13 protein-coding genes are annotated in these 14,020 nt (G+C 68.2%); 6 read left to right on the forward strand and 7 right to left on the reverse strand.

What is annotated here, in order from left to right; all coding sequences use genetic code 11:
• The first annotated feature begins 52 nt into the window (after positions 1-52).
• The 3 genes from ABFX36_RS04545 to ABFX36_RS04555 all read left to right on the forward strand — a co-directional run bounded on the left by ABFX36_RS04545 (position 53) and on the right by ABFX36_RS04555 (position 2,422).
• Positions 53-880 carry a sulfurtransferase gene (locus ABFX36_RS04545; RefSeq protein ID WP_006895709.1) on the forward strand — a complete coding sequence of 276 codons (828 nt, stop codon included), beginning with the start codon at positions 53-55 and terminating at the stop codon, positions 878-880.
• A 48-nt stretch (positions 881-928) separates the two neighbouring features.
• Positions 929-1,234: a DUF1416 domain-containing protein gene (locus tag ABFX36_RS04550; RefSeq protein ID WP_045538354.1), complete on the forward strand. Its 306-nt coding sequence runs from the start codon at positions 929-931 to the stop codon at positions 1,232-1,234.
• A gap of 201 nt (positions 1,235-1,435) precedes the next feature.
• Positions 1,436-2,422, forward strand: a complete 987-nt coding sequence (locus ABFX36_RS04555; protein ID WP_062365943.1) for a hypothetical protein — start codon at positions 1,436-1,438, stop codon at positions 2,420-2,422.
• Positions 2,423-2,468: 46 nt separating this feature from the next.
• On the opposite strand, the gene ABFX36_RS04560 is transcribed toward ABFX36_RS04555, so the two are convergent.
• Together ABFX36_RS04560 and ABFX36_RS04565 are read right to left on the reverse strand one after the other, a co-directional pair.
• Positions 2,469-3,077 carry a 3-oxoacid CoA-transferase subunit B gene (locus ABFX36_RS04560; protein ID WP_375004087.1) on the reverse strand — a complete coding sequence of 203 codons (609 nt, stop codon included), beginning with the start codon at positions 3,075-3,077 and terminating at the stop codon, positions 2,469-2,471.
• Between the two features lie 50 nt (positions 3,078-3,127).
• The gene (locus ABFX36_RS04565) at positions 3,128-3,823 is read right to left on the reverse strand and encodes a 3-oxoacid CoA-transferase subunit A (protein ID WP_006895719.1); all 696 of its coding nucleotides are present in this window, start codon (positions 3,821-3,823) and stop codon (positions 3,128-3,130) included.
• Positions 3,824-4,145: 322 nt separating this feature from the next.
• Between ABFX36_RS04565 and ABFX36_RS04570 the strand changes: the two genes are divergently transcribed.
• The gene (locus ABFX36_RS04570) at positions 4,146-4,763 is read left to right on the forward strand and encodes a heme-binding beta-barrel domain-containing protein (protein WP_006895720.1); all 618 of its coding nucleotides are present in this window, start codon (positions 4,146-4,148) and stop codon (positions 4,761-4,763) included.
• Positions 4,764-4,773: 10 nt separating this feature from the next.
• On the opposite strand, the gene cydC is transcribed toward ABFX36_RS04570, so the two are convergent.
• From cydC to ABFX36_RS04595, 5 genes are all read right to left on the reverse strand, one after another.
• A complete protein-coding gene (cydC, locus tag ABFX36_RS04575; protein ID WP_346075120.1) occupies positions 4,774-6,426 on the reverse strand; it encodes a thiol reductant ABC exporter subunit CydC in 1,653 nt (550 codons plus the stop codon).
• Positions 6,416-8,143 (reverse strand): thiol reductant ABC exporter subunit CydD, encoded by a 1,728-nt coding sequence (gene cydD / locus ABFX36_RS04580; RefSeq protein ID WP_346075122.1) that lies wholly within the window; start codon positions 8,141-8,143, stop codon positions 6,416-6,418. Before cydD ends, cydC begins: the two co-directional genes overlap by 11 nt.
• Positions 8,140-9,183, reverse strand: coding sequence for a cytochrome d ubiquinol oxidase subunit II (cydB, locus tag ABFX36_RS04585; RefSeq protein WP_045538366.1), 1,044 nt, complete (start codon positions 9,181-9,183; stop codon positions 8,140-8,142). Before cydB ends, cydD begins: the two co-directional genes overlap by 4 nt.
• A 12-nt stretch (positions 9,184-9,195) precedes the next feature.
• A complete protein-coding gene (locus ABFX36_RS04590; RefSeq protein ID WP_045538367.1) occupies positions 9,196-10,755 on the reverse strand; it encodes a cytochrome ubiquinol oxidase subunit I in 1,560 nt (519 codons plus the stop codon).
• Between the two features lie 98 nt (positions 10,756-10,853).
• Positions 10,854-11,708, reverse strand: coding sequence for an aminodeoxychorismate lyase (locus ABFX36_RS04595; RefSeq protein ID WP_045538368.1), 855 nt, complete (start codon positions 11,706-11,708; stop codon positions 10,854-10,856).
• A 126-nt stretch (positions 11,709-11,834) separates the two neighbouring features.
• On the opposite strand from ABFX36_RS04595, the gene ABFX36_RS04600 reads away from it, so the two are divergent.
• Both ABFX36_RS04600 and ygfZ read left to right on the forward strand, forming a co-directional pair.
• Complete coding sequence (locus tag ABFX36_RS04600; RefSeq protein WP_039867115.1) at positions 11,835-12,692, forward strand: SDR family NAD(P)-dependent oxidoreductase; 858 nt, start codon at positions 11,835-11,837, stop codon at positions 12,690-12,692.
• Between the two features lie 29 nt (positions 12,693-12,721).
• Positions 12,722-13,894: a CAF17-like 4Fe-4S cluster assembly/insertion protein YgfZ gene (gene ygfZ / locus ABFX36_RS04605; RefSeq protein ID WP_045538370.1), complete on the forward strand. Its 1,173-nt coding sequence runs from the start codon at positions 12,722-12,724 to the stop codon at positions 13,892-13,894.
• The last annotated feature ends 126 nt before the right edge of the window (positions 13,895-14,020 follow it).

Genomic DNA, 14,020 nt, shown 5'->3' on the forward strand with positions numbered 1-14,020 from the left:
TCTGGCGCGGCCTCACGCCGCGCGCGGTGATCATTTCGAAAGGAACCGAAATATGGCACGCTCCGATGTGCTCGTCAGCGCTGACTGGGCTGAAGAGAACCTCAACACCGACAAGGTCGTGTTCGTCGAGGTCGATGAGGACACCTCGATCTACGACAGCAACCACATCCCGGGCGCCATCCGCCTCGACTGGCGTAAGGACCTGCAGGACGGCCTGCGTCGCGACTTCCTGGACGCCGAGCGCTTCTCCGCACTGCTCAGCGAGCGCGGGATCGCGAACGACGACACCGTCGTCCTGTACGGCGGAAACAACAACTGGTTCGCCGCGTACGCGTACTGGTACTTCAAGATCTACGGTCACAAGGACGTCCGTCTGCTCGACGGCGGCCGCAAGAAGTGGGAGCTCGACGGCCGTCCGCTCAGCGCCGACGCTGTGACCCGCCCGGCCACCGACTACGTCGCCCAGGCCGCCGACAACTCGATCCGCGCCTTCCGCGACGAGGTGATCGACTCGATCGGTTCCAAGAACCTCGTCGACGTCCGCAGCCCCGACGAGTTCTCCGGCAAGATCGCCGCTCCGGCGCACCTGCCGCAGGAGCAGGCGCAGCAGCGCGGTCACGTTCCGGGCGCCATCAACATCCCGTGGTCGACCACCGCCAACGAGGACGGGACCTTCAAGTCCGACGCAGATCTCACCGCGTTGTACGCGGACAAGGGCTTCGACGACGCCAAGGAGACCATCGCCTACTGCCGTATCGGCGAGCGCTCCAGCCACACCTGGTTCGTCCTTCAGGAACTGCTCGGCAAGAAGAACGTCAAGAACTACGACGGCAGCTGGGTCGAGTACGGCTCGCTGGTCGGCGCTCCGATCGAGCGCTGAGCCGCCCCGCAAACTCCCCCATCGACAGTCTCTGAGAGGACTAGTGACATGTGCGCAGCACCCAAGCAGGGTCAGACCCTCCCCGCCGGCGTCGACACTGAGAAGGAGACCGTCCTGACCGGTCAGGTCGTGGACGGTTCGGGCAACCCCGTCGCGGGCGCCTTCGTCCGTCTGCTCGACGGCACCGGCGAGTTCACCGCCGAGGTCGTCGCCTCGGCCACCGGCGACTTCCGCTTCTTCGCCGCCCCGGGCACCTGGACTCTGCGCGCGCTGAGCTCGCAGGGCAACGGCGACGTGACCGTCTCGCCCGAGGGGCCGGGCGTCCACAACCAGGACGTCACCGTCGCGAAGTGATTCGCGCGTAGCTGTTCGACGAGGCCCCGGTCCGCTGCTGCTGACCGGGGCCTCGTCGTCTGTGCGGCAATCTACGCAGCATCCGCTCAGTTCACCGGCCGACGCTCGCTCCCTCACCGCGCGTTCACCGCTCAACTGAGCGAATACCCCGCCACGTCGCGAACAACGGAACCGATGCGTCGGCGCCTGCGTCCAATTCATATGTGGCCTATCGACGAACACGGACTGATCTGGCGTGCCGACGCCCTCGACTGCGGTGTCACCGAGCTGGAGCTGAGACAGGCCCGTCGAGAACGCCGGATCTACGACGTCGGGCGCGGCGCTTTCGCCTTGGCGAGCGCGTATCCCGCCGAGCCCAGCGCAGCGGCCCGTCAGCACTATCGGTTCCGATGTCTGGCGGCAGGAGCCGCAGCGGCCCGTCGCGAAAGCGACGGTCGAGTCGTCAGCCATCAGTCGGCCGCGGCGATCCTCGGGCTGGACCTGCTGCTCCCCGATCGGCGGCTCGTTCACCTCACCAACGGCCGGAGCGGCGGCGGCAACAGCACCAGGGAACGGATGATCCATTCGGGTCTGGTCGCCGACGACGACGTCATCGAAATCGGCCGACTGCGCCTGACGAATCTCCCCCGCACCGCCGTCGACGTCGCGCTCAGCCAGACCGACTTCGCCAAGATCCTGACGGTCTTCGACGGTGCGCTACGCGCCGGAGTGTCCCGAGCCGACCTGGAACGACGACTCGCGATGCCCCGGCGCGGTGTCGCCAGAGCCAGATTCGCACTGAGCCTCGCGAGCGGGCTGTCAGCGAACCCCGGGGAGTCGTGGAGCCGGGCACAGATGATCGAAGCCGGTGTCCCCGCGCCGAAGCTGCAGTCGGAGTACGTCTTGCCCGATGGGCATCTCGCGATCTGCGACTACGACTGGGACGGACTGGTCATCGGCGAGTTCGACGGATTCGGCAAGTACCGCAGGGAGGTCATCGACACGGACGAGGACGCGGGCGACATCGTGATCCGCGAGAAGATCAGAGAGGATGCTCTTCGCGGCTTGGGCCTCGGCGTCGTCCGATGGCGATGGGAGCATCTTCAGAAGCGCACGCTGGTGCGGCTCCTCCAGCAGCACCTACCGACCTACGGTGTACGCGAATGGGAATCCGCTCAAGCGAGCGGCTTCCGCTCGGTGAGCGACTGAGCGGACCCGCGCGAACTGAGCGGACAGCCGCACTCTCCGACGAGAGCTACGTCAACCGGTCCAGCAGCTCCAAGGGATCGACACCGTAGGTCTCGACGATCTGTGCGCCGTCGTCCCCGACGTCGATGATGGCCTCCGGGGTGTAGACGCGATCGACGCACGACAGTCCGGTCAGCGGGTACGTGCACTGCGGCACGATCTTCGGATCACCGTTGCGGGCGAACAGAGTCATCATCACGAACACCTGCTTGGCGCCGATCGCGAGGTCCATCGCTCCGCCGACCGCCGGGATCGCGTCCGGCGCACCGGTGCTCCAGTTCGCCAGGTCGCCGCCGAAGGAGACCTGAAAGGCGCCCATGACGCATACGTCGAGGTGGCCGCCCCGCATCATCGCGAACGAGTCGGCGTGATGGAAGTACGAGGCGCCCGGCAACTCGGTGACGGGTACTTTGCCCGCGTTGGTGAGGTCGAGGTCCACATCGTCACCCGTCGCCTGCGGCCCCATCCCGAGCATCCCGTTCTCGGTGTGCAGGGTGATTCCGGCGCCGGGGTCGAGATGGTCGGCGATCTGGGTCGGCTGACCGATGCCGAGGTTGACGTAGGAGCCGGCCGGGATGTCGGCGGCGATACGCGCAGCGAGACGCTCCTTCGTCATCGGCGCGTCGGCCCTCCGAAGCGCCCCGGAAGCGTGAATCAGTCGATCGGTCATCGTGCGCCCTCCACGGCGAATCGGCGAGTGGGAGTCGCGACCACCCGGTCGACGTAGATGCCGGGCGTCACGACGGTTTCCGGATCGATGCCGCCGACCGGCACCACCTCGTCCACCTGGACGACGGTGGTCGCGGCGGCCGCGGCCATGACCGGCCCGAAGTTGCGTGCGGTCTTCCGGTAGACGAGGTTGCCCGCGCGGTCGCTGCGGTGCGCGCCGATCAGAGCGACGTCGCCCTTGATCGGGTACTCCAGCAGATACGTCCGACCGTCGATCTCGCGGGTCTCCCGGCCCTCGGCGATCGGAGTGCCGACCGCCGTCGGGCAGTAGAACGCACCGATGCCCGCACCGGCCGCCCGCATCCGTTCGGCGAGGTTGCCCTGCGGCACCACTTCGAGCTCGATCTCGCCCGCGCGGTACAGGCGGTCGAAGACCCAGGAGTCCGACTGCCGGGGAAAGGAACAGAGGATCTTCCTGACCCGGCCGGCCGCGAGCAGCGCGGCGAGTCCGTGGTCGCCGTTGCCCGCATTGTTGCTCACCACCGTCAAGTCTGTGGCCCCCTGCCGGATCAGCGCGTCGATCAGATCGAACGGCATACCCGCCAGTCCGAATCCGCCGATCAGAACGGTGGACCCGTCGGCGATGCCGGCCACGGCTTCGTCGACGTCTCCGCAGAAGACGGTGGCGCTCACTGGTGCCCTCCTCGGTCGGTCGGCCGTCGGGACGCGTTCCGTTCCGGCGGTCCGAGTGCTACCCCTACGACGCTATGCCTCCCGATTCAGACTGGCAATTACTCATTGAGGAACTATTGATACCTGATGGATTTCACTATTCGGCGAGCGTGGCGACCACTGTGATCTAGGAAGCAGTCGGACGACTCGTTTCGGTGACGCCACCGGCGCGCGGTACTATCGGCAGCGTGGTCCTCTTCTTTGAAATCCTGCTCGGATTGGCCTCGCTGCTGATCATCTGGTTCGCGCTGTACACCGTCTACCGACTGGTCAACGACGAGTCATGACGCGCTCCGGGAACGAAGCGATCTCCGACGCCGAGCAACGCGCTCAGCAGACCGCAGGTAAGAACCTGACGCCGGTCGGCGATCTGCCCGTTCCTCCGGACACCGCCAACCTCCGCGAGGGTCCCGATCTCCATTCCGGCCTGCTCGCTCTCCTGCCGATGGTCGGCGTCTGGGAGGGACAGGGCGAAGGGCACGATCCGGTGACCGGCGACGACTATCAGTTCGGTCAGCAGATCATCGTCTCGCACGACGGCGGCAATTACCTCGTCTGGCAGGCCCGATCCTGGGTCATCGACGACGACGGCGCGTACGTGCGGCCCGACCTCCGGGAGTCCGGCTTCTGGCGGATCAGCGAGGACGACGAGATCGAATTGCTGCTGACCCATGCCGAGGGCTCCATCGAGCTCTACTACGGCCGTCCGCTCACTCAGACGTCGTGGAATCTCACCACCGACGTCACCATCCGCTCCGAGACCGGGTCGCACACCGGCGGAGCGAAGCGCTTGTTCGGGTTGGTCCCCGACGGCGACCTCGCCTACGTGGAGGAGCGCGTCGACGCCGAGGGCGAACTGACGCCGCGACTGTCCGCGAAGCTCCGCCGCGTCGTCGGCTGACCCTCGGGTCTCACAACCGCACCACCGGCACGTCGATCCGTGACACGTCCTGGTGCGTCACCACCACCACGGCGCGCTCGCCGAAGAGATCACCGCAGATGAGCGACAGCAGTCGCTCCGCATCGCCCGCATCCAGGTGTTCGGTCGGTTCGTCGAGCAGCACCACCGGAGCCGGGTGCAGCAGGGCCCGCGCCAGCAGCAGTCGGCGCCGCTGACCGCCCGACAACGCTCCGCCCCCACCGGTCAGCTTCTCTCCCAACCCGTCTGGCAGACCGCCGAGCCACTCACCCAGCCCCACCCTCTCGAGCGCTGCGCGCATCTCGTCGTCGGAGACGTCGCCGCGTGCCACATGGAGGTTCTCCCGGACGGTGGTGGAGAAGACGTGCGCGTCGTCGGCGAAGTAGCAGACGTGCTCGCGTAGCTCCCCGGGGCCGGCGCTCACCGTCCCGGACAGCGGCGGGAGCAGCCCCGCCAAGGTCATCAGCAGCGTCGACTTGCCGACACCGCTCGGTCCGACGACCACCCGACGCTCCCCGGGGCCCACGCGGAAGTCGTCCGTCTCCCCCAGCGGGGTGGTCCATCCCCACTGCAGTGACTCCGCGGCCAGAGTCACCGGACGCGGGTCGACGACCGGGTCGGCGGCCTCGCGGTCACCGTCGGATGCCCCGTCGACGAGTGCCAGCACCCGCCGAGCGGCCTGGCGGCCGCTCTCCCACGCCATGCCGGCTTCGGTGAGCGGTGCGGTCGTCTCGAACGACGACAACGGCAGAAGCAACAGGATGCCGAAGACCATCGGCGTCACACCCGTGCCCGACGCGACGTCGGCCAGCGATCCGGGAAGCCCGGACGCCAGCTGCACCGAGATGATCGCCGCAGCGACCACGCTCACGCCCATCGAGATCGGCGTCACCGCCTGGGCCGCCGCCTGCCGGCGCATACCGGCGTTCTCGGCGTCCGCGGCACGGCGATCGGCTGCGGCGACCGTCCCCAGCACGGATCGGCGCACCCCCGCGACCGCCAGTTCCGGGCCGTGCCACAGCAGTGACGACGTGGCTTCGACCACATCGTCGCGGGCGCGCGCCGCTGCAGCGACTTTATCGGCCGCCCCGCGCGCGGCCAGCCAAGGCGCGAGCACACCGCTCACCAGCAATGCGACCGCGAGCACGATCGCGCCGGGAATCGAGACGAAGGCCATGATCGCCACGGCCGACACCGATGTCACCGCCCCGACCGCCATCGGGACCAGCCCGCGGATTACCGCACTGCCGATCTCATCGACGTCGTCGGCGGTACGCGCCATCAGCTCCGACTGCCGGAGGCCGACGGTGTAGCCCGGCGAGCCCTGCGCCAGCGCGCGGTACATCCGCGTGCGTGCGTCGGCCATCGCCGCCAGTGCCACGTCGTGCGTGGCGAGCCGTTCGACGTAGCGGAACACGCCGCGTGAGATGCCGAGCGCCCGGACCCCGGTGACCGCGACAGAGAGGTAGAGCACCGGTGGCATCTGCCACGCGCGCGTGATCAGCCAGGCGGACAGTGCCGCCAGCCCGAGCGCCGAGAGCGCTCCGGCGGCGCCGAGCAGGATCGGGATCACCAGAACGCGCCCGCGCATCCCGGTGAAGGCGAGGGCGGCGAGCATCGGATCGCGCGAGCGGTCAGCGGCCATCGGAGAGCTCCTTCGCGAAGTCGACCACCGCGTCGGCCGCCGACAGAACGCCTTTCTGATGCGAGACGACGATCACCGTGTCGCCTGCTCTCGCGCGGTCGACGAGTGCGGCGATCACCCGGCCGGCGGTGCCCTCGTCGAGATGCGCCGTCGGCTCGTCGAGCAACAGCAGCCGCGCGGGTGAGGCCATCGTTCGGGTCAGCGCCAGTCGCTGTCGCTGGCCCGCCGACAGTCCGGCGCCGCCGGAGCCGAGCACCGAGTCCATTCCGTCGGGCAGATCGGCGAGGATCTCGTCGAAGGCCGAGGCGCGCATCGCTTCGGCGACGGCTTCCTTCGGCAGCTCGCCGAACAGATCCAGGTTCTCGGCCACGGTTCCGGGGACGATCACCGGATGCTGCGGCAGCCACACCAGCCGACCGTAGTGGGCGTCCCGATCGAGCGAGGCGAGGTCGCGACCGGCTATCAGCACCCGCCCCTCGTCGGGCGTGTGAAGTCCGAGCACCGCGGCCAGCACGGTCGACTTGCCCGCGCCGTTGGGGCCGGTGAAGACGGTGAGTTCTCCGGGCCGCGCCGTCGCCGACAGGCCCCGCGGCGCCCAGCCGTCGCGGCCGCGGATGCCGAGCCGATCGAGTTCCACCGTGACGCCGACCTCACCGGGCCGACTGCTCGCCTCGGCCTCGCCGCTCGCGGCTGCGCGCGCTGTTCCACGTGAAGCAGCGCGTCCGGACTCGATGAGATCGAGAACGTCATCCGCCGCCGCGACACCGTCCTCGGCGTTGTGGAACTGCGCGCCGATCTGGCGCAGAGGCAGGTAGGCCTCGGGCGCCAGCACCAATGCGAGCACTCCCGCATACAGGCTCATCTCACCGAAGACGAGCCGCAATCCGATACTGACGGCGACCAGGGCCACGCTGAGGGTGGCGAGAAGTTCCAGGACGGCCCCGGAGAGGAAGGCGATCCGCAGCGAACCCATCGTGCTGCGGTGCAGACGCTCCCCCAGCTCGGCGACCTGCCCCGCCGGCCCCTGTGCACGACCGAGCGCACGCAGCGTCGGCAATCCGGTCATGAGGTCCACCAGCTGTGCGTTCTGCCGGCTCATCGCCGCCAGCTTCCGCCGGGTGCGGTCTCGTGTGACCAGTCCGATGAGCACCATGAACACCGGGATGAGCGGCAGGGTCACGATGATGATGACGCCGGAGATCGGGTCGGTCCACAGTTCCACCACCACGATGAGCGGGGTGATGACGACCGTCGACAGCAGGGCCGGCAGATACCCCGACAGGTAGTCGGAGAGCCGGTCGAGTCCGCGCAGCACCACCGTCAGCGCGTGCTCGCGCTCGTCGAGCAACCGCCGCGGACTCGTCTGCCCGGGATCGGTGAGAGTGTCGAGCGCTGCGACGCGCAGTTCGTCGATGGTCGCGTGAGCGGCGCGCCGGCTCACCCGATCACCGAAGTAGCTCATCGCGCCGCGGGCGGTCAGTGCCACCGCGAGCACCGTCAGGTGCACCGACTGAGCAGCGAACCCGCGCGCCGCCGGATCGGTGATCACCTCCGACAGCAGTCCGGCCAGGGCGATGGCCGAGGCGACCACCGCGACGACGTTGCCGATCGCGAACGCCGCCGAGGCCACGACGTACCGCCGCGCCGACCGCGACGCGCGGAGCAGTCGCGGGTCGAGCGGCGGCCGGCGACGAGACGTGGTCCGGGGCTCGGTCACTTACCGGTGCTCTGCAGCGGCAGGCCCACCGACGGCGGGATCTGGTCCACCGACAGCCGTTTGCGGAAGACCCAGTAGCTGTAGGCCTGGTAGGCGATGACCACCGGTGTCATGATCGCCGCGGCCCACGTCATGATGACCAGCGTGTAGTGGCTCGACGACGTGTTCGCGATCGTCAGGTCGTACGCGGCGTCCGTGGTGGACGGCAGGACCGCGGGGAACAGCGACGCGAAGAGCATCGCCACGGTTCCGGCGATGGCGATGCAGGTGGCGACGAACGCCCAGCCCTCGCGCCGTGCGGCCGTCGCGATCACCATGCCCACCGCCGCGACAGCGGTCACCACGACGATCGCCCAGGTCCAGGCGTGCCCGTACGCCAGCTGCGTCCAGATCAGGAACACCGCTGCGACCACGGCGGTCGGCACGGCGAGCCGGGCCGCGAAGGTCTGCGCATCGTGACGCATCTGCCCGGCGGTCTTGAGCGCGACGAAGACCGCACCGTGAGTGAGGAAGGCCAGCAGGGTGGTCGCGCCGCCGAGCAACGCGTACGGGTTCAGCAGGTTGAAGAAGCCACCCGTGTACTGGTGGTCGGCGTCGATCGGCAGTCCGCGCACCACGTTCGCGAATGCCACGCCCCACAGGATCGCCGGGATCCACGATCCGAGTCCGATGCCGAAGTCGCACCACCAGCGCCAGCGCGGGTCGTTGATCTTGCCCCGCCACTCGATGGCCACCACGCGCACGATCAGGCCGATCAGGATCAGGAAGAGCGGCAGGTAGAACGCGGAGAACATCGTCGCGTACCAGCCGCCGAAGGCCGCGAACAGCGCGCCGCCGCCGGTGAGCAGCCACACCTCGTTGCCGTCCCACACCGGTCCGATGGTGTTCAGCAGCACTCGCCTGCGCTTGTCGCCGTCCGGCTCGGAGCGTCGTCCGAGGAAGGACATCAGCATGCCGACGCCGAAGTCGAAGCCCTCGAGGACGAAGTACATCGTGAACAGGACCGCGATGACCAGAAACCAGAAGTTCTCAAGACTCATCGGATGCTCCTCTTAGTACGCGAACGAGAGTTCGGCGGATTCGTCGTCGTCCGAGCCGACGTCGGGCGCTGCGGCGTCCTTGTCGCTGGGACCTTCGATCACGTAGCGCCGTTCGAGGTAGAACCAGACCACCCCGAGCGCGCCGTACAGCAGCGTGAACCCGATCAGCGTGGCCCACACCATGGGCGGTGTGTGGTTCGAGACGCCGTCCTGCACCAGCATGTGGATCCTGAGCGGATCTCCGTCGGCGTCGGCCCAGTTGGGGACGACCACCCACGGCTGCCTGCCCATCTCGGTGAAGATCCAGCCGGACGCATTCGCCAGGAACGGAGTCGGCAGCATCCACAGCGCCAGACGCCCGAACCACCTCGGAACCTCCGTGCGCTTCTTCCGCAGGAACCACAGTCCGCCGAAGGCGACGACCACTGAGCCGAGCGCCCAGGTGATCATGGCGCGGAAGCTCCAGTACGTGACGAACAGGTTGGGCGCGAAGTTCTGGCCCGGCATGTTCAGCGCTTCCTGGTACTGCTTCTGCAGCTCGTTGACGCCCTTCACCTCGGAGTCGAAGCTGTGGTCGGACAGGAACGACAGCATGTTCGGAATGGTGATGATGTGCTCGATGTTGTCGCAGTTGTTCTGCCGTCCGATGCTGAGCACGGAGAAGGACGCTCCGGTCTCGGTCTCGCAGAGCGACTCGGCCGCGGCCATCTTCATCGGCTGCTGTTTGAACATGAGCTGGCCCTGCATGTCGCCGGTGATGAACAATCCCAGTCCCGAGCCGATGATCACCCAGAGTGCGAAGATGCTCACCGGTCTCCACAGGGTGGCGTTGTCGTGGCGGAGCTTCTCCGGCGACGCACCGACCTGGCTCGGCGACGTGGTCGCCGGGATGATCGACTCGTCACCGATCTTGGCGGCTTCCTCGATCTTCGACGCGCGGTAGGTGTTGCGCGCCATCCACCAGAGACCGACCACGGCGACCACCGTCGACGCCGTCAGCAGGGCGCCCATGATGACGTGCGGGAACGCGACGAGCGTGGTGTTGTTGGTGATCACTGCGATGAAGTTGTTCATCGCGGGCCGTCCGCGTTCGGGATCCCACTCGACGCCGACCGGGTGCTGCATCCACGAGTTGGCCGCGATGATGAAGTAGGCGGAGGCGTTGACACCGATCGCGACGAGCCAGATGCACGCCAGATGGAGCCGGCGCGAGAGCCGTCCCCAGCCGAACATCCACAGACCGATGAACGTGGACTCGAGGAAGAAGGCCATCAGCCCTTCGAGGGCGAGCGGTGCGCCGAAGACGTCGGCCACATACCGGCTGTACTCGCTCCAGTTCATGCCGAACTGGAATTCCTGCACGATGCCGGTCGCGACGCCGAGGGCGAAGTTGATGAGGAAGATCTTGCCGAAGAACTTGGTGGCCCGGAGCCACTGCTCGTTGCCGGTGCGGTGCCACACCGTCTGCATGATCGCGATGAGCGGCGCGAGGCCGATCGTCAGCGGCACCAGAATGAAGTGGTAGACGGTGGTGATACCGAACTGCCATCTGGATATGTCTACAACACTCACTGCGACCTCAATTCGTCCCGAGGATGGGCGTTACTACACACGGTAGTAGACCTTGTTCAGTTGTAAAGCGTGCGTGATGCAGGCAACGGCCTTTGGGCCTATGACCCCGCTGACCTGTGCACCAGATCAGCGACGTCGATCACCGATCCGGCTCCGCAGGCCCGCCCGTCCAGTTCGCGCACACGCGCGGCGAGGGTGACCGACGACAGCAGCCACACCTCGTCGGCGGAGTACAGCTCCGTGACGGTCAACGGCCGCTGGTCCGTCCCGATCCCTTCGCTCTCGGCGAGTTCGAACAGTGCGTCCTGTGTGGTTCCGGGCAGCACGCCGTCGTCGCGCGGCGGCGTCACGAGTGCGCCGTCGATCACCGCGACCACCGTGCTGCGCGGACCCTCCAGCACCGTGCCCGACGCCGAGACGAAGATCGCGTCGTCGACGCCCAGTCCGCGGACGTGACGCAGGGCCGCGATGTTGGCGGCGTAGCTGAGCGACTTGACCCCGGAGAGCAGCCACGGCGACGTGGCGGCGAGCCCGGGTTGATACGCGGTCGGCAGCGTCAGCGCGCGGACGCCGTGCCGCCGAGCGGACTCGACGCGGTCCGGGACGGGCGCGATCGTCAGGTACAGGGTCGGATCACCCGACGGATCGTGTTCGCGTCCACGCGTGTACACCAGCCGCAGCATGCCCTCACCGGCATGGACCGACCGCCACTCGCGGACGCCCGTGCGCACCATCGCCTCGATTCGCCCCGGATCCGGCGCGGGCAGGCCGGCGACGGGCGCGGCCGCCGTGAGCCGCGCGAGATGCCGGTCGAGCCCGCAGACTCGCCCTTCGCGCACGAGCATGGTCTCGAAGAGCCCGTCGCCGTGCACGATTCCGAGATCGTCCGCGTGCAGGACGGGTGAATCCGGGTCAGCGACCTCGCCCTCAGGCGACACAAGGACGACTGGCATGCGACAACGATGTCATGGAACGGCGTGCGGCCGGCTGAATTCCGCGCGCCGGAATCTGCGTGCCGACATTCCGCTCATCGAGAGAATCCCTTGGCGAATGCGTCCGACACCGGGTACCACCGACAGATGAGCAATGAACGGATCGTCGTCGTCACCGGCGCCAGCCGGGGAGCGGGCAAGGGAATCGCCCTCGCGCTCGCACAGCCGGGTACCACCGTCTACGTGACCGGACGCACCACGGCCGCCGGGCAGACCAGTCTGCCGGGCACCATCACCCAGACCGCGGCTGAGATCGATGAGCGCGGCGGGACGGGAATCGCGGTGGCCGTCGACCACGACGACGACACTCGGGTCCAAGCCCTCTTCGACCGGATCGGCAACGACCACGGACGGCTCGACGTCCTGGTCAACAATGCCATCGCCCTGCCCGCCGGGCTCACCGACAAGGGACCGTTCTGGACCAAGGGACTCGACCTCCTGAGCCTGCACGGCGTCGGCCTGCGCTCCACCTATGTCGCCACCTACTACGCGGCGCCGCTCCTCACCGAGTCCGGCGGCGGGCTCGTCGTCAACACCTCCTCGTTCGGCGGCACCTGCTACATGCACGGTCCGGCCTACGGTTCCGGGAAGGCCGCCGTCGACAAGATGGCGCACGACATGGCTGTCGACTTCAAGCCCTTCGACGTCGCCGTCGTCTCGCTGTGGATGGGGCTGCTCAAGACCGAGGTGAACATGGCCGCCTTCAGTGCCCGGCCCGACCTCTACGACGGGCTGGTCGCGACCGCCGAGTCGGTGGAGTTCCCGGGACGCGTGATCGACGCACTGTCCCGCGATCGGGACCGGATGAAGTACTCGGGGCGGGTGCTGGTGGCTGCGGAGCTCGCGCAGGAGTACGGGATCACCGACGTCGATGGCAGCACTCCCCCGTCGCATCGGCCCTTCCTCGGCGACCCACCCGAATTCTCCTCTGCCGTCATCGACTGAACCAGCGGGCGGCCTCGTACACTCGGGACATGACCTCCGTGTCGCCGATCCTCAATTCGCATCCCAGTGCCGTCCCCACTCCGGAGGGAGACCCGAGTCCCGGCGTGGCCTGGCACTACGGCGACCCGCTGGGCGAGCAACGGGCGGCGACACGCGGCGCGGCCATTGTCGACCGCTCCGATCGCGCCGTGATCGAACTGTCGGGCCCGGAGCGGCTCACCTGGCTGCACACCATCTCCTCGCAGCATCTGACCGCGCTCGGCGATCGGCGCAGTGCCGAGAACCTCTCGCTCGACGGCAACGGACGGGTGGAGGACCACTTCGTCCTCACCGACATCGACGAGACCACATGGATCGACACCGAGGCCGCGCGCGGTCAGGCGCTCACCGAGTTCCTGACCAGAATGGTGTTCTGGGCCAAGGTGACGCCGACCGCGCGCCCGGACATGGCGGTGCTGACCCTGCTGGGTCCCGACATCCTCACCGGCCCGGTCGCCGAGGCGATCGCGCTCCCGCCCGACGCCGAGCGTTACCAGGCCGGCGACCTGCCCGAGCTCCGTCACGACGACGAGCCGCTCGGCTTCTGGCGCGTGATGCCGCGGATCGGCGAGAACGGCTCGACACCTGTGGTCGATCTCATCGTCCCCGAACCCGATCTCCGAGAGTGGTGGCGACTGCTGACCGAGGCGGGCGCCGCGCCGGCCGGCATGTGGGCCTACGAAGCGCTGCGGGTGAACGCCCTGCGGCCGCGCCTGCACATCGACACCGACGAGCGGACGATTCCGCACGAGGTGGACTGGATCGGCGGCCCCGACGAGGCCGGCGCCGTGCACCTGGACAAGGGCTGTTACCGCGGTCAGGAGACCGTCGCCCGCGTCGCGAACCTGGGCCGCCCGCCGCGGCGGCTGGTGCTGCTGCATCTGGACGGCAGCTCCGCGTACCGCCCGGCTACCGGCGATCAGGTCAGCGCCGGCGGCCGGACCGTGGGCCGGGTCGGCACCGTCGTCGATCACTTCGAGAACGGTCCCATCGCGCTCGCGCTGGTGAAGCGCAACGTTCCGGCCGACGCCGAACTCGTCGTCGGCGATGCCGCCTCGCCCGACACCTCCGCGACCGCCCGCATCGACCCCGTGCTGTACACGCCCGACGACCAAGTGCCGCCCGGCCGCGCCGCCGTCGACCGTCTGCGGGGCCGCGGCTGACACGTGCGGCCACGGGAAGCCGCTGGTTCGAGCGTTTTCGATGTTCGACGGTCAGGCGATGAGACTTAATCCGTACTCCGCGCTAGACTGTCGGTACGAAAACTATTAACGAATAGAACGGGGCCG

It is taken from the genome of Gordonia cholesterolivorans (assembly GCF_039531975.1).
Lineage (GTDB): Bacteria > Actinomycetota > Actinomycetes > Mycobacteriales > Mycobacteriaceae > Gordonia > Gordonia sihwensis.

What these genes read in the sequence shown, in the direction of transcription:
- ABFX36_RS04545 (WP_006895709.1), top strand. Translation starts at nt 53, where the DNA reads ATGGCACGCTCCGATGTGCTCGTCAGCGCTGACTGGGCTGAAGAGAAC.
- ABFX36_RS04550 (WP_045538354.1), top strand. Translation starts at nt 929, where the DNA reads ATGTGCGCAGCACCCAAGCAGGGTCAGACCCTCCCCGCCGGCGTCGAC.
- ABFX36_RS04555 (WP_062365943.1), top strand. Translation starts at nt 1,436, where the DNA reads ATGTGGCCTATCGACGAACACGGACTGATCTGGCGTGCCGACGCCCTC.
- ABFX36_RS04560 (WP_375004087.1), bottom strand. Translation starts at nt 3,077, where the DNA reads ATGACGAAGGAGCGTCTCGCTGCGCGTATCGCCGCCGACATCCCGGCC.
- ABFX36_RS04570 (WP_006895720.1), top strand. Translation starts at nt 4,146, where the DNA reads ATGACGCGCTCCGGGAACGAAGCGATCTCCGACGCCGAGCAACGCGCT.
- cydC (WP_346075120.1), bottom strand. Translation starts at nt 6,426, where the DNA reads ATGGCCGCTGACCGCTCGCGCGATCCGATGCTCGCCGCCCTCGCCTTC.
- cydB (WP_045538366.1), bottom strand. Translation starts at nt 9,183, where the DNA reads ATGAGTCTTGAGAACTTCTGGTTTCTGGTCATCGCGGTCCTGTTCACG.
- ABFX36_RS04595 (WP_045538368.1), bottom strand. Translation starts at nt 11,708, where the DNA reads ATGCCAGTCGTCCTTGTGTCGCCTGAGGGCGAGGTCGCTGACCCGGAT.
- ABFX36_RS04600 (WP_039867115.1), top strand. Translation starts at nt 11,835, where the DNA reads ATGAGCAATGAACGGATCGTCGTCGTCACCGGCGCCAGCCGGGGAGCG.
- ygfZ (WP_045538370.1), top strand. Translation starts at nt 12,722, where the DNA reads ATGACCTCCGTGTCGCCGATCCTCAATTCGCATCCCAGTGCCGTCCCC.